The organism is Brachybacterium sp. AOP24-D1-21, from assembly GCF_052378665.1.
Lineage (GTDB): Bacteria > Actinomycetota > Actinomycetes > Actinomycetales > Dermabacteraceae > Brachybacterium.
This window is the reverse complement of sequence record NZ_JBQSXX010000001.1, coordinates 1525432-1544705: the sequence shown is the minus strand read 5'-3', so window position 1 is coordinate 1544705 and position 19274 is coordinate 1525432. Positions and strand designations below refer to the sequence as shown.

The window sequence follows — 19274 nt, the reverse complement described above, 5'->3', positions numbered from 1 at the left end:
ATCCATGGCACCGTCGTCCCACCCGAGCGAGCGCCTCGGGCCGAGCACCCCGGGACGCCATGTCACCATCACCGATGTGGCCCGCCGGGCAGGGGTGTCCACGGCTGCCGTCTCCTACGCGTTGAACGGGAAACCAGGGGTCAGCGACGCGACGCGTTCCCTGGTGCTCCAGGCGGCCGAGGAACTGGGCTGGACGCCGAGCCTGCGCGCCCGTTCGATCGCCCTGTCCCGGGCCCATGCGCTGGGTCTGGTGGTGCCCCGGCCGGCCGAATCGATTGGCACCCCGTTCCTCGCCGGCGCGATCGCGGGCATCCAGGAGGTGATCGTCCCGCAACGCTGGGTGCTGGTGCAGGCGATGGCCGGGGACGAGGACGCCGAGAAGCAGGTTTACCGCACTCTCTCGACCGACGGCCGCATCGACGGCGTGTTCCTGCATGCGCTGCGGGAGGAGGACGACCGGCTGCCGGTGCTCGCGGAGTTGGGTCTTCCCCACGTGGCCATCGGCCCCGCCGACGCGCCGGACAGCGAGTACGTGGTGGGAGCCGATACCGAGAGCGCTCTGCAGGAGGCGACGCAGATGCTCATCGACCTGGGGCACACGCGCATCGCCTGTGTCACCGGGCCCGCCCGTCTGCAGCACACTCCGCACCGCATCGAGGTCATCGCCTCGACCCTGCGTGATGCGGGGCTCGCCCATCCGATCGTGGAACTGGGCGATTACACCGCGGATTCCGGCGGCGAGTGCACCCGCCGCATCCTCGCCCACAGCGCCCGCCCCACCGCGATCATCTACGCCAACGACGTGATGGCGATCGGGGGCATGGGGGTCGCCCACGAACTCGGCTACCGCATCCCCGAGGATCTGTCGCTGGTGGGGATGGACGACATCGAACTGTCCGCCCATGTCACGCCCGCCCTCACCTCGATCCGTTCGGACAGCCGCGCGATCGGCGCCGAAGCGGCAAGGCGGCTGATCGCGCAGCTGGACCCGTCCTTCACACCGGACGCCGCCGAACTGCCCGCACCGGAACTGATCCGACGCGACTCGGTGGGACCGGCCTCCGATCACACCGAGCGGTAGAAGTCCGCGCGGTGGATCTGTCCGTCCTCCTCGACCTCGGCGAACACCCGGATCTGGGTGCCGGTGCCGATCGGTCCGGGTGCCCGGACCGTGACGTCGAAGGCTCCCTTGTCGACCTCGAACTGCTGGAGGTTCCCGAGCGAGGTCTCCACCCACAGCGGTAGCGAGGAACGGGTGGCGTTCGTGCCCTGCACGCCGACTCCCCCGGGCACGCACCGCACCGTGACGTCCTCGAGCTTCACGCTCTCGCGGCCGCGGACATCGTCCAGGCCGGTCCCGGCGGCATCGAGGTCGCCACGCAACACGATCGGCGAGCCGTCGAGCTCGATTCGATAGTTCCCGCCGCTGCGTCGCAGCTCGATCTCCCGGCCGACCGGATCAACGGCACTGAGTTCCCCCTGATCGGCCGGGATGCGAACGTCGAGCGAGCGGCGATGACGGCCTGGATCCCATGGTTCCGGGTGTGGATGGAACGGGAAGGGATCCTCGGCGCTGGGCTCGTCGCGATCGGCCCATTCGATGTAGCCGTCCTGCCTGCTCCACAGCACCCAGAACGGTCCGTCCTTCCCTTGGAACCGCAGACCGCGCAGGTCGGGGTGATCGGATTCGACCCAGCCCAGGAACTCCGCACCATCGATCAGTTCGGAGATCGCCGTGAACGCCAGTAGTGACGGCTTGGGGCTGCGGTCGGCGCGCATCAGCCCGTAGTAGAACTCCGAGTCCGCGGGGTTCATCCCGTACTTGTCCAGCCACGTCCCGTCGTACTGCTGGAACCAGTGGACGCCGGTGACGCCGACCGCCTTGGCGAGGGCCAGCGACAGCAGCGTGTTGTCCGCAGCGAAGCGTTCGTCGTCGTTCGAGCCGCGGTTCGGGGCGGTCATGGCGTATATCTCGGTGAGCCAGAGCTCCTTGTCGCCGCCGTGCTCGTCGATGTAGGCCTTGGCCATACGGACGGCGCCGTGGTAGTTCCAGGTGTTCCCCGTACCGGGAAGCGGATCGTAATCGGCCACGAAGTTGCCGCGGCCGGGGTGGATCGCCACACCGTCCAGGGCGTCCCAACCGCCCTCCTCGCGGACCCCGTCCATGAACACCGGGTCCCAACTGCCCAGTCCCATCGAGTTCAGCTTCTGGCCGGTGCCGCGGGAATCGAGCTCCTCGCGGAAGGGCAGCAGCCAGTTGTCGGTGTACTCCTTGGCCCATTGGCCCTGGTAGATACCGCCCTGCAGGTTCCACTCGTTCAGCAGCTCGAAGTGCACGGCGCCGGTGGCCTCGCCGCGGGCGAAGTTGGTGTCGAGCCAGTCCGAGAACCCCTCGGGATCGTCGGCGAACTGTTCGGGCTGGGCGGCCGGCTGATAGGCCGTCCGCATCTCCAGTTCCTCGGATTCCTCGGCTGTGAGCCAGTCGTTGCGCAGGTGGCGCACACCCATCCGCTGCCACAGGGCGATCTCGTCCTCCCTGGGTTCGATGCCGATGGCTTGCGAAGCTCCCTCGACGCGGTTCCGGGAGAACCCGCCCATGCCGATGATCGAGTCGTCGGGCGGGCCGAATTCGTGGGGAGGCAGCACAGCCGCACCCGTGCGATGCAAGGCCTTCACTCGCGCCATCGTCGCGTCGACTTCCAGGAACACATAGCTGCGCGGCCCCGGGAGTTCCACGTCCACGTCCTCGGTTCCGACCTGTCCGGCTTCGAGCTCCAGGTCATGCGTAGAACGATGGATCACCTCACCGTCGTAGTCACGCGCCACGAGTTCCAGCCGTGCCGACCCGCCCTCGGCGGCGTACGCGGCCAGGGTGAAGGTCTGCGGACCGGGTGCGTCGAACAGGTTATAGGTGGCGGAATGTGACATGTCGACGACGAGGTCCGGTTCGGCCAGCAACGCGCCGGCGACCAGATGGCTGTTGCCCAGGAAACGGTCCCACGCGTCCGGGACCAGGGAGTCCACACGGAAGCTGTAGTTCGTCCGGCGGATCCCGTCGTCGCTGCGCTGCGTCGGCGCGTGCAGGGACGTCGCGCCCTTTTTCTGCGCTTCTGATCGGGGGATCACGAAGGCGGCGGCGATCCGGCGTTCGTCCCAGCCGACGAAGTACAGCCCATGGGTCAGCTCCCGGTAGGGAACGCCGCCGCGGACGTCACGGAACCATTCGCTCGCGTGGAAGCTGGTCTCCTCGGGTGCCGCGGCACCTTCGGGCAGATCGGGGTCGATCAGGGTCCGCAGGATCCGCCCTCCCGTGTAGTCGGTGCTCCCGGGACCATCGATCTCCCATTCGACATCGACCGAGGAGCCATGTGCCCGATAGGTCACCCGGCCCGTGTAGACGGGATCGGAGAACTCCTCGTAGACGATGCGGATGACGTGCGTTCCGTCCTGCTCCTCGTCCACCTCGACAACGCCCTCACGGGCCTCGATCCCCGCGGTGATCTGGTAGCCGGCCAGGCGCACCAGGTCGGTGCCGTCGGCCGCAGCGACGGTCACCGAACCTGCATCGTTCGTACGGATCGTGAGCTCCTGGGCCTCGACCCGGTCACCGGGATTCGCCGGTGGAGCCGCGGGCGAGGGTGCGCCGTGCGCGGGCCCCGCTCCCAGGATCACGCCGCCCGCCGCTGCGGGCACGCCGACTGCGAGCAATGCACGTCTGCTCAGGTCGGTCGTGGGATGAGAGGGATGCTCGGGCACGGTCCACCTCCGTGTGGAGTCCAGTGTCATCTGGTCATTCCGCGTCGCATCGGCGTCAGGGTCGGCAGCGGAACTGTATCTGTTAAGTGACCGTAGACACCCCGCTCGCCTGTGTCAACCAACCCCGTTACCGCAGCACGAAACCCACCGACCCGGCATCCACTCGAGTACTGGCGGCCTGCGGGCTGAACCTGATAAGTTGGGGTCAACGCTCTCACCGATGGAGGCTCCGACGATGAAGTCCACGAATACACGATCGAGGTCACGCACCCCCCGCAGCGCCCTGTCCCGCCGCCACATGCTCGGCGGCGTGGGTCTGGCCGGCCTGGGTATGGCCGCAGCCTCGGCCTGCACGCAGCGGCCGTCCGACGGCGGCGGGGGCGGCGGCGCCAGCGACCTGTCCCTCGGCGTGTGCTGGTGGGGGTCGGAGGATCGCGACGCCGCCACCCTGGAAGCACTGGATGTCATCACCGAACAGAAGGGCTGGTCCTTCACCACCGATTACGGGGACTGGGGCAGCTACTGGGACAAGCTCACCACCCAGCTCTCCGGCGGCACGGCACCCGACATCGTCTCGATGAACCCCACCCCCGAGATCGTCGACTTCTCCCAGCGTGGCGCTCTGCTGCCCCTGGACGACCTGGTCGGCGGCCCCCTGGACATCAGCGCACTGTCGGAGGAGGAACAGGCCGCCGGCAAGGTCGGGGACGAACTATACGGGGTCACCCTCGCCACCTCCTGCCCGGCGCTGATCTACAACAAGACCAAGCTCGACGAACTCGGCCTGACGGTCCCTGATTCCTGGACCTGGGAGGAGTTCGCCGAGTTCGCGAAGTCTATCTACGACGCCAGCGACGGCGAGCTGTACGGCGCCCAGGACTCGACCGCCAGCCAGGCGCTGGACTCGTGGGCGATCCAGAAGGGCCTGCCCGGCATCTACGACGCCGAGAAGATCGCCCTGTCCGAGGACGATTTCGTCGAGTGGTTCGAGTACTGGGACGACCTGCGTCAGGACGGCGGCTGCGTGACCGCGGAGATCAATGCGGCCGACGACGGCTCCCACCCCAACAACCCCGTGGTCCAGGGAGACGCCGCGATCGGCATGGGCTTCAACATCAGCGCCGACGTCTGGGCCGGCCTGATGGAGGACGAACTGGCCTTCGCCCCCATCCCCACGGACTCCGACGAGTTCACCGGCAACTACCTCGGTGGTGCCGCACTGTTCTCGATCAACGCGGAGACCGAGCACCCCGACGAGTGCGCCGAGTTCATCTCCCTGTTCATCAGCGATCCCGAGGTCTCCAAGGTGCTCGGCTTCACCCGCGGCATGCCCAACGAGACCGCGCTGAGCGCCCTGGGCGACGAGCTCGAACCGGCGCAGCAGGCGCTCGCCGACTACTCGACCACGGTCGCCGAGGGGCAGCTCTCGGACCCGCCGTCTGCCCCCACCAGATCCGCCGATGTCGGCCAGCTCCTCGAGCAGTACGCCGATGAGGCCGCCTACGGGAACGTCGCCCCCGACGGGGCCGCACGGGCGATGTTCGAGGAAGCGAGCGAGATCGAACTCGGGTCCTGACCGACCCGTCGTGAGGGCCGGGAGAACCCCGGCCCTCCGAGCCGTGCCCCGAATGCCCCGCGCGGACGCATCTCAGGGACGCGACACCACATGATCACGACGCGAACCCACGAGAGCGCAACAACGACAAGGAGAGCGCAGTGACCGCCACCGACGCGCGCACAGCTCCACCCGCGAAGCCGCCGGCCGACCCCTCAGGGACCCGGCGCCCACGCAAACCGAACAAGCACAACAAGGCGGCGCTGCTGTTCCTGGCGCCCTGGCTGATCGGGCTCCTCGGCCTCACCGTCGGCCCGATGATCGTCTCGGCCTACTACTCGCTCACGGACTTCGATTTCCTCAACCCGCCGAACTTCACGGGGCTCGAGAACTACGAACGGCTGCTGAACGATCCGCGATACCTCCGGGCGCTCGTGAACACCATCGTCTACGTGTTGGTGTCCGTCCCGCTGCGGCTCGCGGTCGCCCTCGGCGTCGCGATGATCCTGAAGAAGGCGGTACGCGGTGTCGGCATCTACCGTGCCGCGTTCTACCTGCCCTCGCTGCTGGGCGGTTCGGTGGCGGTCGCTGTGCTGTGGCGCCAGGTCTTCGACGGAGGCGGTCTGGTCAACCAGGTCCTGGCCCTGGTCGGCATCGAGGGGGCCGACTGGATCAACTCACCGCAGTACGCGTTGGGCACCCTGATCCTGCTGGCCGCCTGGCAGTTCGGCTCCCCCATGCTGATCTTCCTGGCGGGCCTGCAGCAGGTCCCCCAGGATCTCTACGAGGCCGCGGAGATCGACGGCGCAGGTGCCTGGCGACGCTTCTGGAAGGTCACGATCCCGCTGATCACCCCCGTGATCCTGTTCAACCTGGTGATGCAGATGATCACGGCGTTCCAGACCTTCACCCCCAGCTTCGTGGTCTCCAACGGCACCGGCGGCCCACTGGACTCGACGCTGCTGTACACCCTGTACCTCTACCAACGGGCCTTCCAGAACTTCGAGATGGGCTACGCCTCGGCGATGGCCTGGGTGCTTTTGGCGATCATCGCGGTGATGACCCTGCTGGTCTTCCGCTCCTCACGTAAGTGGGTCTTCTACGGGGATGGACGATGAGCACGGCGACGAACCACACCCGAGGCCCTCGCACCGGTGGCAAGGCCGCGCTGCCCGGGCAGAACACTCCCGCGCGCCGTGCGCACCGTCGCAAGCTGCTGGCCGGGGCATCGCTGCGCCACGTACTGCTCGCCGTCGGCGCCGTGGTGATGCTGTACCCGGTGCTGTGGATGCTGGCCGCATCCTTCAAGCCGACCAACGAGATCTTCTCCAGCCCTTCGCTGATCCCCAGCGTGCCGACCCTCGGCAACTACGTCGAGGGCTGGTTCGGGGTCGAGATCAACTTCGACGTCTACCTGATCAACTCGCTCATCGTGTGCACGGCGGCCGTGATCGGGAACGTCGTCACCTGTTCGATGGCCGCCTACGCGTTCTCGCGCCTGGACTTCCGGTTCAGGCCGCTGCTGTTCGCGATCATGCTGGTCACGATCATGCTCCCGTACCACGCAGTACTGATCCCCCAGTACACCCTGTTCAACTCCCTCGGATGGATCGACACCTACTTGCCGCTGATCGTCCCGAAGCTGCTGGCGACCGACGGGTTCTTCACCTTCCTCATGGTGCAGTTCATCCGTGGCATCCCCCGGGAGCTCGACGAGGCCGCGGAGATCGACGGTGCCGGGCCCATCCGCCGGTACTTCTCGGTGATCCTTCCGCTGATGACGCCGGCTCTGGTGACCACCGCGATCTTCACCTTCGTGTGGACCTACGACGATCTGTTCAGCCAGATGATCTATCTCTCCGACCGGTGGCTGTACACGGTCCCGGTGGGTCTGCGGTCCTTCCTGGACGCGACCGGCCAGTCGAACTGGGGTGGCCTGATGGCGATGAGCATCGTCTCCCTGATCCCCGTGGTGCTGCTGTTCTTCCTCTTCCAGAAGCGTCTGGTCGAGGGCGTGGGCGCCGGCAGCCTCAAGGGATGAGCGCGATGGGAACCGCCGCACTGGGTGCGGACATCACACCGGCCGCGATCGATGCGGACACCGCACCACCCGATCTCGAGGACCACCACGCAGACCTAGTCGTCATCGGCGGAGGCATGTCCGGACTGTGCGCGGCGATCGCGGCCGCCCGCACCGGCGCCGAGGTCGCGATCGTGCAGGAACGGCCCGTGTTCGGTGGCTCCGGATCCAGCGAGATCCGGGTGCCCGTCAGCGGGGCCGCCTCCTCGAACGCATGGTCCAGCGAGGGCGGACTGATCCAGGAGATCCTACTGACCGAGAGGGCCACCAACCCCACCGGTCCCCGCCCGACCACCGGGCACTTGGACCTGCTCCTCGACGACTACCTGCACCGCACGCCCCGTCTGCGGGTGTTCCGCTCGACCCTCGTGACGGACGTCGAACGTACGGCCGACGGGCCGATTGCTGCGGTGCATGCGACCAGTCTGGGCAGCGAGCGCCGACTGCGGCTCGCGGCCGACGCCTTCATTGACGCCACCGGGGACGGCAGCATCGCCGCCCGCGCCGGCGCCCGCACCCGCTACGGGCGGGAGGGCCGCGCCGAGTACGGGGAATCGCTCGCACCTTTGAACGCGGACTCTTCGTCGCTCGGCAGCACCATCACCATGCAGGCCCGGCGCATGGGGGCTCCGGTGCCGTTCCGTGCACCGGACTGGGCGATCGACTACTCCCATACCGGCCTCACCTTCGACCGCACCCTGCCCAAGACCGACGGCGACGTGCTCAGCGGCTTCTGGTGGGTGGAGGTCAACGATCCCTTCCACCAGATCCGTGACACCCAGGCGATCCGCCACCAGCTGCACCGCCACGTCCTCGGACTCTGGGACTTCCTGAAGAACCATTCCGACCAGCGCGAGGAACTGGCGAACTTCCACCTCGAATGGGTGGGCCAGGTGCCCGGAAAACGCGAATCACGCCGCGTGCTGGGCGACGTGGTCCTCACCCAGCACGACGTCACCGGACCCACCGCCTGGTCCGACGAGATCGGCACCGCCGGCTGGTGGATCGACCTGCACGCCACCGGCGGCGTGGAGAACCTCGACGCCCCGGCGGAGCGCGAGAACGTGGACCGCTACTACCGCGGGCTGGCCCGCGTGGCCCCCTTCTCGATCCCCCTGCGCGCCTGCTACAGCGCCGACGTGCCGAACCTGTGGGTAACCGGTCGCTGCATCTCCGCGACCCACGTCGGCCTCGGGCCGGCCCGCGTGCAGCAGAGCCTCGGCCAGCTCGGACAGTCCGTCGGCACTGCCGCCGCCCTGGCGCTCGAGGCGGGACGCTCACCCCGCGAGTTCGCCCAGGATCCCGCCTCCGTGGTGGGGCTGCAGCAGCGGGTACTGCGCGAGGGGGTCCGTCTGTTGCACACCCCCGACATGGACCCCGCGGATCTGGCGCTGCACGCCCGCGCCGAGGGTGATGCGCAGGCATTGGTACTGCCCGAGCAGGTCTCACAATGGCTGCCGATCGGCGACGGGCGTGCCCAGGTGATCCCTGAGCTCGGCACCGGCGGGGACCGCCTGGTGTCGCTACGCCTGCGCAATCCGGGCACAGCGGATGCCGCCGTACGGGTGGCCAGTGAGGCGGTCACCAGCATCTGGGACCGACCGGCGACGGACGGTACCGAACTCGCAACCCTGCAGCTGGCAGCCGGGACGGAGGACTGGTTCGAGGTGGCCTGGCCCGCGCCGCCCGTGGGGTCGCCGGTGCGACTGGCCCTGTATCCGGCCGATGACGGGCCGGGCTCGCAGGTCGAATGGGCGGCGGCGAGTGGCCCCGCTCCTACCGGCACGCTCAGCGAGTCGTTGATCGTGGCCCCGGGCGGACCGGAGCCCCAGCATGTGGGGCTCGCGGCCTTCGCCCCCGAGGAGATCGAGATCCCGGCCTACCGGCAGTGGCGGCAGCGCCGACGCTCCACCCAGCTGCTGCGGCTGGATCCTCCGGCCCGTCCCTACGAGGCCGACCGGGTGAACAACGGCTGGGCCTGGCCGGGTCGAGGCGCGAACCTGTGGATCTCCCCGCCGCAGTTGCCCGCGACCCTCACACTGCGCTGGCCGGATCCGGTACGGATCGGCCGTCTCCAGTTCGCCTTCGACACCGATCTGGACACCTCCACCGACCAGCGGCCGGGCCTGCATCGTGCGCCCGAGTGCGTCGAGTCCTTCCACGTGCAGCTGCGGCGGGACAGTGCGTGGCACACGGTCGCCGAGGTGGCCGACAACTACCAGCGCCGATGCGTGCTGAACGTGCCCGCGCAGTGCGCCGACGCACTGCGGGTGGTCGTCACCGCGACCCACGGGGACCCGTCAGCCCGCATCTACGAGATCCGCGTGTACGACGAGGTGGCGCACGAGATCGGGGAGCATGAGGTCGAGGCGCACACGGCCGAGGAGGGGCAGGTATGAGATACGGGGTCAACTACGTCCCGGCGAAGAACTGGTGGCACTCCTGGGTGGACTGGGAGCCCGACGCGCTCGCTACGGACCTTCAGGCGATCGCGGGCCTCGGCATGGACCACGTCCGCATCCAGCTGGTCTGGCCCGTCTTCCAACCGGACCCGACCTGGGTGAGCCCCCTGATGCTCGACCGGCTCAGCGCGTTCATGGACCTTGCCGACACGGCAGGCCTCGATATGAACGTCACCGTGTTGGACGGCTGGCTGTCCGGGATGTACCTGCGCCCGCCCTGGCACGGCGAGGGGGCGAACATGTTCGCGGACCCGGGGCTGATCCGTGCCGAGAAGCTGCTGCTGCGCGAGGTGGCCGCGGCGATAGGTGGGCATGAGCGGCTGCTCGGCATCGACGTCGGCAATGAACCGAACGTGCTCACGCAGTTCGTCGGTAATACCGCCACGACCCGCGCCGAGGCCGACGCCTGGACGGAGGATCTGCTGCAACATGCGGCCGAGGTGATCCCCGGCGGCGAGCACGTGACCGGCTTCGACCACGTGCCGTGGCTGACCGATGCGGTCTTCTCCCGCGAGGTGATCGCCGGGGCAGGCGCGATGACGGCGATCCACGCCTGGACCAAGTTCACGGGGGCCTTGGAGCGGTATGGGGCCTTCGGGACCGGTGCACTGCATCTGGGCGAGTATCTGCTGGAACTTGCGAAAGCGTTCTCAGCCGATCCCGCACGGCCGGTGTGGCTGCAGGAATACGGGGCGTCGCGCCGGTGGATGCCCGAGGAGCGGATCGCCGACCATGCCGAGGTCTTCACCCGGTCGGTGCTCGATGTCCAGGGTCTGTGGGGCGTGACCTGGTGGTGCTCGCATGACATCGACCGACGGTTCTCCGCCTTCGTCGAGCTCGAGTACGATCTGGGCCTGCTGACCGTGGACAATGAGGTCAAGCCCGCCGGTGCGCGGCTCCGTGACCTGATCGCCGAGCACGGGCGTGACGTGGAACCGGCACCGCGCACCACCACCCTGGTACTCCCGGCGGGCCGCACGCCGGACCTCGACTTCGCCGACGAGTTTTTCGCCCTGGTCGAGGCCGGCGAGCGCCCACGGATCGTGCTCAGCGAGGCTTGATCTTCCGGCGAGGTAGCGTCGGCGGCCCCGCCCAGTGCGACACCGTCGGACAGGCGCCAGGGGCGCCCAACACGTCCGCGACAGCGTCTTCGGCACTCTGTAACAGCCTCTCGGCCACTTCCAGCGGGAGGTAATCTGCTTGGTCACGTAACTCGGTCCGAGCCTCAGGATGCTCGCGCCACGCACCACGCCTCATGCAACGGAGCGCGCACGACGCTCGGCGAGCCTATCGTGGGCGATCCGCATCGTTTCGCGCCCGTCGACCAACTCGACCTTGCCGCTCTCGATGCTGTCAATGCGGCGACGGAACTCCGCTTGCCATGCGGCGTCCACAGCAGGATCTGACCCCTCGGAGTCTTCCTCCCACAACTCATCGGCGAGTATGAGCTTCTCAGCCTGGATCCGCTGGCCGGGTGGGTGGGTCGTGACAGCCAAATGCTCCTGTGGCCAGCGATAATGGGACTGTTCGAAGGTTCCATCACGCTGAGCAACAGGAGCACTGGTAGTGCGAGTCTCTCATGATTTCTCCGCCGAGTTCGATGACGACAATCTGCTCGCGAGGGCGGGCCTGGTGCCGGTGATGCGATTGGCCGAGTCCGCCGGGCTGAGCGACCTGGTGGGCGAGCATGTGAGGGTGGCCGGGACCCCGGGCGCCAACGCGACGGTGAAGGTCCCGTCCCTGCTCGCGGGGATGGTCGCCGGGGCGGACAGCATCTCGGATATGGACCTGCTGCGCCACGGCGGGATGAGCCGAGCCTTCACCCAGCGGCGGGCTCCCACGACGCTGGGCACCCATCTGCGGGGCTACACCTTCGCCCACGTCCGCCAGCTCGACGCGGTCGCCTCCCGGCTCCTTCCCGGTCTGGTCGAACGGGTGCCGGGCCTGCTGGCCGGCGCCGACCAGGTCGCCTACCTCGATGTCGATGACACGATCCGCGGGACCTACGGGTATGCCAAGCAGGGCGCCGGGTATGGCTACTCCGGTGTGAAGGGCCTCAACGCCCAGGTCGCGACGCTCTCGACACCGGTGGCGGCGCCGGTGGTCGCCGGGATCCGGCTGCGCAGGGGCTCGGCGGCGTCGGCGCACGGTGCCGCCACGCTGATTGCCGAGTCGTTGGCGACCGCGCGGCGGGCCGGGGCCGGCGGTCTGGTCACGGTGCGGGCCGATAGCGCCTACTACCAGCAGCCCGTGGTCGCCGCCGCCCGCCGCGGCCGCGCGCACTTCTCGATCACGGCCCGGATGAACCCGGGCGTGGTCGCGGCGATCTCCCGGATCCCCGAGACCGCGTGGGTGGGGATCAAGTACGCACAGGCGATCTTCGACCAGCACGAACAGCGGTGGATCTCCGATGCCGAGGTCGCCGAAATCGAATACACCGCGTTCACCTCACGGCGGAAGGACCAGCACGTCACCGCCCGACTGATCGTGCGGCGCGTCAAACGCCTGAACCCCACCAGCAGTTCCGGGCAGGACGAGCTGCTGACCGCCTACCGCCACCTCGCAGTGTTCACCGACTCCCCGCTCTCAATGCTGGACGCCGAGGCCTCCCACCGTGATCACGCGATCATCGAGCAGGTCATCGCCGACCTCAAGAACGGCCCCCTGGCCCACCTGCCCTCCGGGAAGTTCGCCGCCAACAGCGCCTGGACCGTGCTCGCGGCCACGGCGTTCAACCTCACCCGCGCCGTCGGCGTGCTGGCCTCACGGTTCCACGCGAAAGCGCGGACCGCCACGATCCTGGCCCAGCTGATCGCCGTGCCCGCCCGAATCGCGAACCGGGCCACCACTGCCCCCGTCTCGCACCCAACCACAGGCATCCAGCGGGTCGTCCCACTCGTGCCAGCCACTCCGCCCCACGCTCGCGGATAACATCGACGCAGGTCACGTTGACAATCGGGCCCATCAGATTCGACTATCACTCTAGATAATCCGCTTATCGCAGCCGTTGCGATCCACATCTTCGCGCCAGCCGAAGGAATCACGGTCGTAGCCGGTCTTCTCACCGCGTCCCTTCTCCTCGAGGGTTGCCAGCAGCGCGAGCGCCGTGCCCGGAGCAGCCGTCACCGCCTCGGGGGTCGGGGTCGGCGCCACGGTGGTGGGCGCCGGCGTGGTGGGTGAGGGAGTCGTGGTCGGCGTCGCGTCGTCCTCGGCCGTTGCCTGCACGTCCTTCTCGACGACTGCAGCGGCTTCGATCTCGGAGGGCGGTGGAGCGTCTACCGCTCCGGCGAGAGCGAACATGGCGACGAAGCCGGCGACCACCGCACCGGAGATGATGCGCGAGGGCCACTTGATGGTCTCGAACTGCTGGAGGGGGCGCCCCTTGGCGTCCTTCATCACCCCGGTGACCAGGAGGACGAGATCGACGAGGTACCAGATGAAGAGGCCGCCGAGCGTGAAGAATTTCAACAGGCCGGTCTTCCAATGCCCGAGGTAGAAGCGGTCGACGCCCCACACCCCGAGGAAGAGTGACAGCGCCCAGGCGAGCGGGTAGCTCTTCCCGGGTGCGGGCAGCGGACGCTGCGGTGCACTGAACGCAACCGTGTCATCGCGGCCTCCGGTGCCACGGTGCTGAGGCTGGCCGTAAGCGGGCGCAGAGGGCCAGCTCTGAGAATCGCCGGACGGCGGCGGGGTGGGGCGCTGAGCGGTCATGCCCATCCTTCGAAGTAGTCACCAACGTCCACGAACAGCGCGGACCGGGACGTCGGCACTTGCCGGACGTCCCTCGCCCTCAACAGGACTCCCTCGAAGATTACGATTCAACTACCGCGAAGACCAGGACTTTCGTCCGTAGTCAGCGACGTCACACGAGTGCCCAGAAAGTCCTTCGGCGCCGCGTCCAGGACCCGGACATGATCAGGAACTCGGGAGTGTGGTCGCTGCGCGGGCAATGCTCCCCGCTGACGATGCCCCATGGCCGAGGGAGCTGCCGCGTCGGGGTTCGCCCGGGCGGCAGGAACCGGTCCGGCCTCAGCCCGCGGATTCCAGCCCTTCCCAGACGCCGAAGAGCGCGAATCCCGCAGCGCGGGCGAGCGCCGCGGAGGCGGTGTTCTCCAGCTGGCAGCGGTACTGCGGCTCGTAGCCCCGGGCCAGCGCGGCAGCGCTGATCGCGCGGACGGTCGCGCGGCCCAGTCCACGACCGCGGAACTCCGGCAGCGTGATCACTCCGAGATCGGCCAGCAGGGTGTCGCCCCACGGGTACATGCTCGCGGCAGAGACCAGACTGTCGCCGCTGAACGTGCCGACCACGAGCCAGTGATCGAGCTCGACGAAGGCCTCATCCAGGTCGTCCTCGGGCGCCTGGGCCGTGAACTCCGCGAATGCAGCAGTATCGGCCTCCGTCAGCTGACGGGTGGCGCCCTCCCACGACTCCTCGCGCAGCGCGGTCTGCTCGGTCAGTGGCAGATAGAACAGGTAGTCCGGATCGGCGAGCACCATCGCGGCGCGGTCGAGGCGGGCGCTCAGCTCCGTACGCTCGATGCGGTCGGTCGCGGAGAGCCCGAGCTCGTCCGCTCGGGCCGACGAGAGGGAGAGCACCGTGGCCTCACCCTCGACGCGCAGCAGCGAGACCGAACGGAGGCCGGTCAACGCAGGGTCGAGGACGACCAGCACCTCCCCCTCGGAGCAGGGTTCGAGGGCGGCCGGGATCCGCTGGCTGGACACGAGGGAGGAGAACACAGCGACGACCCTTCGGGCGGAAGACGGCAGGATTCTCGGAACCTACCGGAGTCCGTTCCCGACCTGCGAGTTCTTTTCGCGGCGCTTCGTGGGCACTGCACGCCGAGGGCACAGCATGCCGGGTGCACTGCCCGCCGGGGGGCGCTGCGGCCCCTCAGCCGTGGCTCAGAGGCTCACCAGAGTGACCAGCACGAAGGCGGCAACGAGCGCCGCCACGACCCCCACGCTGCTGCGCCAGGTGGTGGGCTGATCACCCGCATCCGAGCTTCCGGGGACCGCCTGGATCTGTCCGGTCTCAGTGGCAGCCTTCAGCTCGTTGCCGACGGTGAGGTCATGACGCGACTCCATAGTGGGTCCCTCCTTCTCGATGTGGTGGGAGCACGGCGCTCAGGGTTGAGTACCGCCTGATCAGACACTGTTTCCATGCATCTTTTATGCTCGCGACAAGAGTAGGGCCGCGAGGGTTCTCGCGAAAGGGCCGACGGGCATGCGTCGGGCGAATCACACCGGCGGATCCGCCGCCCCCACGGCCCCCGCTACGCTCGGCTCCCGCAGCATGCCCTCACCCTCGGAAGTGCTCCCCTCCCGTCGGCCGAATCCGCCGCCCCGGGGAGCCGGGAAAGGACCCGTCATGACCACCCTGACCGACGCGATGACCGCCACCCTGGACAGCTACGGCGCCTGGCAGGAACCCCTGTTCGAGGACCTCCACCGCCACCCCGAGCTCTCCATGCTCGAGGCCCGCACCCGCGGAATCGTCGCCGCGCAGCTGACCGAGTACGGGTACGAGGTCCAGCAGATCGGCGGCGGCGTGGTGGGGGTGCTCTCGCGCGGCGAAGGCCCCACGATCCTGATGCGCGCGGACATGGATGGCCTGCCGGTCCAGGAGGCCTCCGGCCTGCCCTACGCCTCCGAGCACACCCAGGCCGACGCCGCCGGGCAGATCCAGTCCACGATGCATGCCTGCGGGCACGACTTCCACGTGGTCGCGGGCCTTGGCGCCGCGAAGCTGCTGGCCGATCACCGCGAGGACTGGACAGGCACCTACATCGCCCTGTTCCAGCCGGGCGAGGAGATCGCGGCCGGAGCCCGCTCGATGGTCGAGGACGGCCTGATCGACAAGGTGCCCGCACCGGATGTATGCCTGGGCCAGCACGTGCTCACCTCCCCTGCGGCGGGGAAGGTCGCCGTGGCGCCGGGACCGGTGCTGAGCTCCTCGGTGTCGATGCGGGTGATGGTGCATGGCGCCGGATCGCACGGCTCGATGCCGCATCTGGGGGTGGACCCGGTGGTGCTCGCCGCCGCGATCGTCACCCGCCTCCAGACCCTGGTGGCCCGCGAGATCGCGCCCGGGGACTTCGGGGTGGTCACCGTCGGCGCCCTCCACGCCGGGACCAGCGCGAACATCATCCCGGACCGGGCCGAACTAGCGCTGAACTTCCGTGCCTACAGCGACCAGATCCTCGATCACCTGGTCGAGGGCGTGCAGCGGATCGTGAACGCCGAATGCGAGCGGCCCGCTCCCCGGAACCGGCGCAGTTCGAGCTGTTCAACCGCTATCCCGTCACCGACAACGACCCCGGGCTCGCCGAGCGGGTGCGGGAGGCGTTCGTGGGCCAGCTCGGGGAGGACCGGGTGGAACACATGGACCCCGCCACCGCCTCCGAGGACTTCTCCGCCATCCCCGCCGCGTTCGGGGTCCCCTACTGCTATTGGGGCACCGGTGCCTACGCCGAGGGACGCGTTGCCGCCCCGAACCACTCCCCGCTCTGGGCCCCGGATCAGCAACCGACGCTCCGCATCGCCACCGAGGCCGCGGCGAGCGCCGCGTTCGCGCTGCTGGGCCCCGCGCAGTGACGGACGGGCCGCCGCCGGCACTCCTGCCGTCGGCGGCCCGCCTCTCTCCTCCCGTTCCGGAGGCGGGGACTCAGGCGCTGAACGCCGCGAACTTCGCGGTGATCGCCTCGTCGTTCCAGCCCCACACGTCATCGCCCCGCAGCACCGCATCGGCGCCGCCGTCGGTGTAGAAGGTCTGGCCGCAGCAGTGGGAGTTCTCCGCCGACGTCAGCCACATCAGCAGGCGGGCCACGGACTCGGCGTCCTGATGTCCGTTCAACGGCATCGGCACCACCATGTCCAGGAAGGCGGCGTACTGCGGATCCGCCAGCATGTCGTGGGTCATCGGTGTCTTCACGATGCCGGGGGCGACAGCGTTCAGGGGGATGCCGGCGCCGGCCCACGCCGCCCCGGGCGCTTCACGGCGCACCCAGCGGGAGATCGCCCGCTTCGAGGAGGCGTAGATGAGGTTCCCGGTGAGCGGATCAGCGGCGAGCTCCTCCGCTCGGGCGAGCGCCGCGGTCTCATCGTCGGCCATGAAGGCCTCGAGCAGCTGCTGGTCCAGCGGCTGCAGGGAGGACATCGAGGAGACCAGCGCGACGCGCGGTGCCTCGGAGCGGGCCAGCGCCGGCTGCAGCGCCTGCAGGAACTCGGTCATCCCGAAGTAGTTCACCGCCGCGGTGACAGGCTTCGGCAGCGACAGCCCGGCCGACGGGATCACCGCGTCCACGGCGCCGCCTGCCGCCTCGAGCGCCTGACGTGCGCCCTCGGTCCGGCCGGACGGGGTGGAGAGGTCCGCGGAGACCTCGACACCCTGCAGGTCGACGCCGACGACCGTATGGCCCTGCTCGCGCAGCAGCTCGGCAGTCTTCGCTCCGATGCCCGAGGCGGCGCCGGTGATGATGTAGGTACGGGTCATGACAGACCTCCTGTGAGTGCACCGCATCGAGCAGTGCTCGTACCTCGAAGCTATCCCCGCACAGGCGCGAGTTCGAGGGCACAAGGTCACTGCTCCGCCGGTCCGGGCGCCCACCGCCAACGCGTACTCTGACCTGCGTGATCGATCCCGAGTGGTGGCAGCTGGGCCTGGCTGCGCTGGCCGTCCTGGCCGGTGCGGTGGCGGTGCGCACCACCGGGATGGGCTTCGCGCTGCTCTCCTCCCCGTTCCTGGTGATGGCGCTGGGCCCCTTCGAGGGAATCCTGGTCACCAACGTGTGCGGGATCGTCGCGGCGCTGCTGAACCTCGCCGTGGTCCACGCGAACCTGGACTGGAAGCGTGCGGCCCGCGTGGTGCCGGCAGGGATCGTCGGCACGATCCCCGGCGCGCTGCTGGTGCTGTGGCTGCCTCCCGCGGTGCTCGCGGTCGCGATCAGCCTGCTGGTGATCGTGGGCCTGCTGTTCACCGTCGGGTCGCAGTCGCTGCAGGTGCCGAACTCCCTCTGGACGGGTGCCGGCGGCGGGTTCGCCTCGGGCCTGATGAACGTGACCGCCGGGGTGGGCGGGCCGGGACTGGTGGTCTACGCGCTGGCCACCAAATGGGAGCATCGCAGCTTCGCCGCCACCGCCCAGCTGCACTTCGCGGTGCTCGGCGTGGCCGCCCTGCTCGCGAAATGGTCACTGCCCACGCTGCCGATCGCCGGATGGGCGGTGCTGATGGGGCTGCTCGCGGTCGGGCTGCTCGGCGGGAATGTGCTGGCCCGCTGGGTGCACGGCGCCCGGGCGATGCGCTGGGTGATCGTGATCGCGATGCTCGGAGCGCTGCTCTCGCTCGTCCAGGGGCTCGTGCGGCTCTGACCCTATGGCGCTGATCCCCCAGCGCTGATCTTCTGACGTCGGCCCTTTCCCTCTGGCCCCCGATGGATTGCCTGTCAGAGCCAACGGTGGTGCGCACCGGTCACGAGGCGGGCAGCGGCGGGGTCCCCCGCTGCCGGACCGTCGGCCCCCACCGTCGATCCAGCAGCTCCCGCCCTGCGTGAGCCTCGTGCCGGTGCCTCTCCCCCTCGGAGAGTCCCGCACCAACCACCTGAAATCTAGGGCTGATCCGCCAGAAGCGCGATGGGGTGAACTCCCTGGGCAGAAGTCCCCGGGGAGAACTCCCCATGCTGGTCACGGCCTGGGCCGCCGGTCTGCGGAGACCGAGGGCAGAGGATCGGTCCGGGACGGGCACTGCCCCGGGCCCATGGCGGCACGGCGCGGCGAGGACTACACTCCGAGCCCCCGGCAGTGATGCTCGTGGAGGCCCCCTGCCGCCGAGGACGCGACGCTCCACGGCCACCGAGGAGGCACCGGTGCGACCACTGGTGATCACGCAGAACATGACCGTCGATGGCTCGATCGAGATGCTCGATGACTGGTTCGACCCCACCGACTCCCCGCCCGATCAGCAGCAGCTCCTGCAGCGCGACAGCGCCGCCTGCGACGCGCTCGTGCTGGGACGGCAGACCTTCGAGGACTTCCGCGGCTTCTGGCCGGTCCGGGAGAACGACACCACCGGCATCACCGACGAGCTGAACTCCCTCGAGAAGTACGTGGTCAGTTCCACGATGACCGACCCGGCCTGGCAGCACTCCACGCTCCTGACCGGCGATCCCGTCGCCGTGGTGCGGGAGCTGAAGGAGCAGACCGGCGCGGAGATCTCGCTGACCGGCTCGATCATGCTGTGCCATCCGCTGATCGAGGCAGAGCTGGTGGATGAGTACCGGCTGTGGACCTACCCCTACGTGCAGGGCCGCGGCCGCCGTCTGTTCCCCGACGGGTTCCAGGAGCGGCTCGAGCTGCGTGAGCACCACGCCTTCTCCTCCGGCGTCACCTACACCCGCTGGACACCGCGGAAGGGCTGACCTGGCCA

General features: G+C 68.9%; 16 protein-coding genes and 1 pseudogene. 11 read left to right on the top strand and 6 right to left on the bottom strand.

Annotated features, from left to right (window positions below):
• Nucleotides 1–4: 4 nt before the first annotated feature.
• Nucleotides 5–1081, top strand: a complete 1077-nt coding sequence (locus tag ACT3UF_RS06930) for a LacI family DNA-binding transcriptional regulator (protein ID WP_444598925.1) — start codon at nucleotides 5–7, stop codon at nucleotides 1079–1081.
• Here the strand turns inward: ACT3UF_RS06930 and ACT3UF_RS06925 are convergent.
• Entirely contained in the window at nucleotides 1066–3708 is a 2643-nt protein-coding gene (locus ACT3UF_RS06925; RefSeq protein WP_444598924.1) for a hypothetical protein, read from the bottom strand. The genes ACT3UF_RS06930 and ACT3UF_RS06925 overlap by 16 nt on opposite strands.
• A 283-nt stretch (nucleotides 3709–3991) precedes the next feature.
• Between ACT3UF_RS06925 and ACT3UF_RS06920 the strand changes: the two genes are divergently transcribed.
• The 5 genes from ACT3UF_RS06920 (at nucleotide 3992) to ACT3UF_RS06900 (ending at nucleotide 10914) form a co-directional block, all read left to right on the top strand.
• Entirely contained in the window at nucleotides 3992–5332 is a 1341-nt protein-coding gene (locus ACT3UF_RS06920) for an ABC transporter substrate-binding protein (RefSeq protein WP_444598922.1), read from the top strand.
• 140 nt (nucleotides 5333–5472) lie between these two features.
• A complete protein-coding gene (locus tag ACT3UF_RS06915; RefSeq protein WP_444598921.1) occupies nucleotides 5473–6429 on the top strand; it encodes a carbohydrate ABC transporter permease in 957 nt (318 codons plus the stop codon).
• On the top strand, nucleotides 6426–7352 hold the full coding sequence (locus tag ACT3UF_RS06910; RefSeq protein ID WP_444598920.1) for a carbohydrate ABC transporter permease: 927 nt from the start codon (nucleotides 6426–6428) through the stop codon (nucleotides 7350–7352). Before ACT3UF_RS06915 ends, ACT3UF_RS06910 begins: the two co-directional genes overlap by 4 nt.
• Nucleotides 7349–9790 (top strand): FAD-dependent oxidoreductase, encoded by a 2442-nt coding sequence (locus tag ACT3UF_RS06905; RefSeq protein WP_444598919.1) that lies wholly within the window; start codon nucleotides 7349–7351, stop codon nucleotides 9788–9790. Before ACT3UF_RS06910 ends, ACT3UF_RS06905 begins: the two co-directional genes overlap by 4 nt.
• Nucleotides 9787–10914, top strand: a complete 1128-nt coding sequence (locus tag ACT3UF_RS06900; protein WP_444598918.1) for a glycoside hydrolase 5 family protein — start codon at nucleotides 9787–9789, stop codon at nucleotides 10912–10914. Before ACT3UF_RS06905 ends, ACT3UF_RS06900 begins: the two co-directional genes overlap by 4 nt.
• 192 nt (nucleotides 10915–11106) lie before the next feature.
• Here ACT3UF_RS06900 and ACT3UF_RS06895 read toward each other — a convergent pair whose 3' ends face one another.
• Entirely contained in the window at nucleotides 11107–11349 is a 243-nt protein-coding gene (locus ACT3UF_RS06895; RefSeq protein WP_444598917.1) for an addiction module protein, read from the bottom strand.
• A 70-nt stretch (nucleotides 11350–11419) separates the two neighbouring features.
• On the opposite strand from ACT3UF_RS06895, the gene ACT3UF_RS06890 reads away from it, so the two are divergent.
• The gene (locus tag ACT3UF_RS06890) at nucleotides 11420–12784 is read left to right on the top strand and encodes an IS1380 family transposase (protein ID WP_444598916.1); all 1365 of its coding nucleotides are present in this window, start codon (nucleotides 11420–11422) and stop codon (nucleotides 12782–12784) included.
• A 51-nt stretch (nucleotides 12785–12835) separates the two neighbouring features.
• On the opposite strand, the gene ACT3UF_RS06885 is transcribed toward ACT3UF_RS06890, so the two are convergent.
• The 3 genes from ACT3UF_RS06885 to ACT3UF_RS06875 all read right to left on the bottom strand — a co-directional run bounded on the left by ACT3UF_RS06885 (nucleotide 12836) and on the right by ACT3UF_RS06875 (nucleotide 14938).
• Complete coding sequence (locus ACT3UF_RS06885) at nucleotides 12836–13564, bottom strand: TM2 domain-containing protein (protein ID WP_444598915.1); 729 nt, start codon at nucleotides 13562–13564, stop codon at nucleotides 12836–12838.
• Nucleotides 13565–13882: 318 nt separating this feature from the next.
• Nucleotides 13883–14590, bottom strand: coding sequence for a GNAT family N-acetyltransferase (locus ACT3UF_RS06880; RefSeq protein WP_444598914.1), 708 nt, complete (start codon nucleotides 14588–14590; stop codon nucleotides 13883–13885).
• 165 nt (nucleotides 14591–14755) lie between these two features.
• The gene (locus tag ACT3UF_RS06875) at nucleotides 14756–14938 is read right to left on the bottom strand and encodes a hypothetical protein (protein ID WP_444501984.1); all 183 of its coding nucleotides are present in this window, start codon (nucleotides 14936–14938) and stop codon (nucleotides 14756–14758) included.
• Between the two features lie 139 nt (nucleotides 14939–15077).
• Between ACT3UF_RS06875 and ACT3UF_RS06870 the strand changes: the two are divergent.
• Both ACT3UF_RS06870 and ACT3UF_RS06865 read left to right on the top strand, forming a co-directional pair.
• A pseudogene (locus ACT3UF_RS06870) lies at nucleotides 15078–16043 on the top strand (amidohydrolase); the annotation flags it as partial.
• Between the two features lie 53 nt (nucleotides 16044–16096).
• Entirely contained in the window at nucleotides 16097–16447 is a 351-nt protein-coding gene (locus tag ACT3UF_RS06865) for a hypothetical protein (protein WP_444598913.1), read from the top strand.
• Between the two features lie 70 nt (nucleotides 16448–16517).
• Here the strand turns inward: ACT3UF_RS06865 and ACT3UF_RS06860 are convergent, their stop codons facing one another.
• Nucleotides 16518–17345, bottom strand: a complete 828-nt coding sequence (locus ACT3UF_RS06860) for an SDR family oxidoreductase (RefSeq protein ID WP_444598912.1) — start codon at nucleotides 17343–17345, stop codon at nucleotides 16518–16520.
• A 137-nt stretch (nucleotides 17346–17482) separates the two neighbouring features.
• Here ACT3UF_RS06860 and ACT3UF_RS06855 point away from each other — a divergent pair, with 137 nt between their 5' ends.
• On the top strand, nucleotides 17483–18220 hold the full coding sequence (locus tag ACT3UF_RS06855; RefSeq protein ID WP_444598911.1) for a TSUP family transporter: 738 nt from the start codon (nucleotides 17483–17485) through the stop codon (nucleotides 18218–18220).
• Between the two features lie 494 nt (nucleotides 18221–18714).
• Nucleotides 18715–19266: a dihydrofolate reductase family protein gene (locus ACT3UF_RS06850; RefSeq protein ID WP_444598910.1), complete on the top strand. Its 552-nt coding sequence runs from the start codon at nucleotides 18715–18717 to the stop codon at nucleotides 19264–19266.
• The last annotated feature ends 8 nt before the right edge of the window (nucleotides 19267–19274 follow it).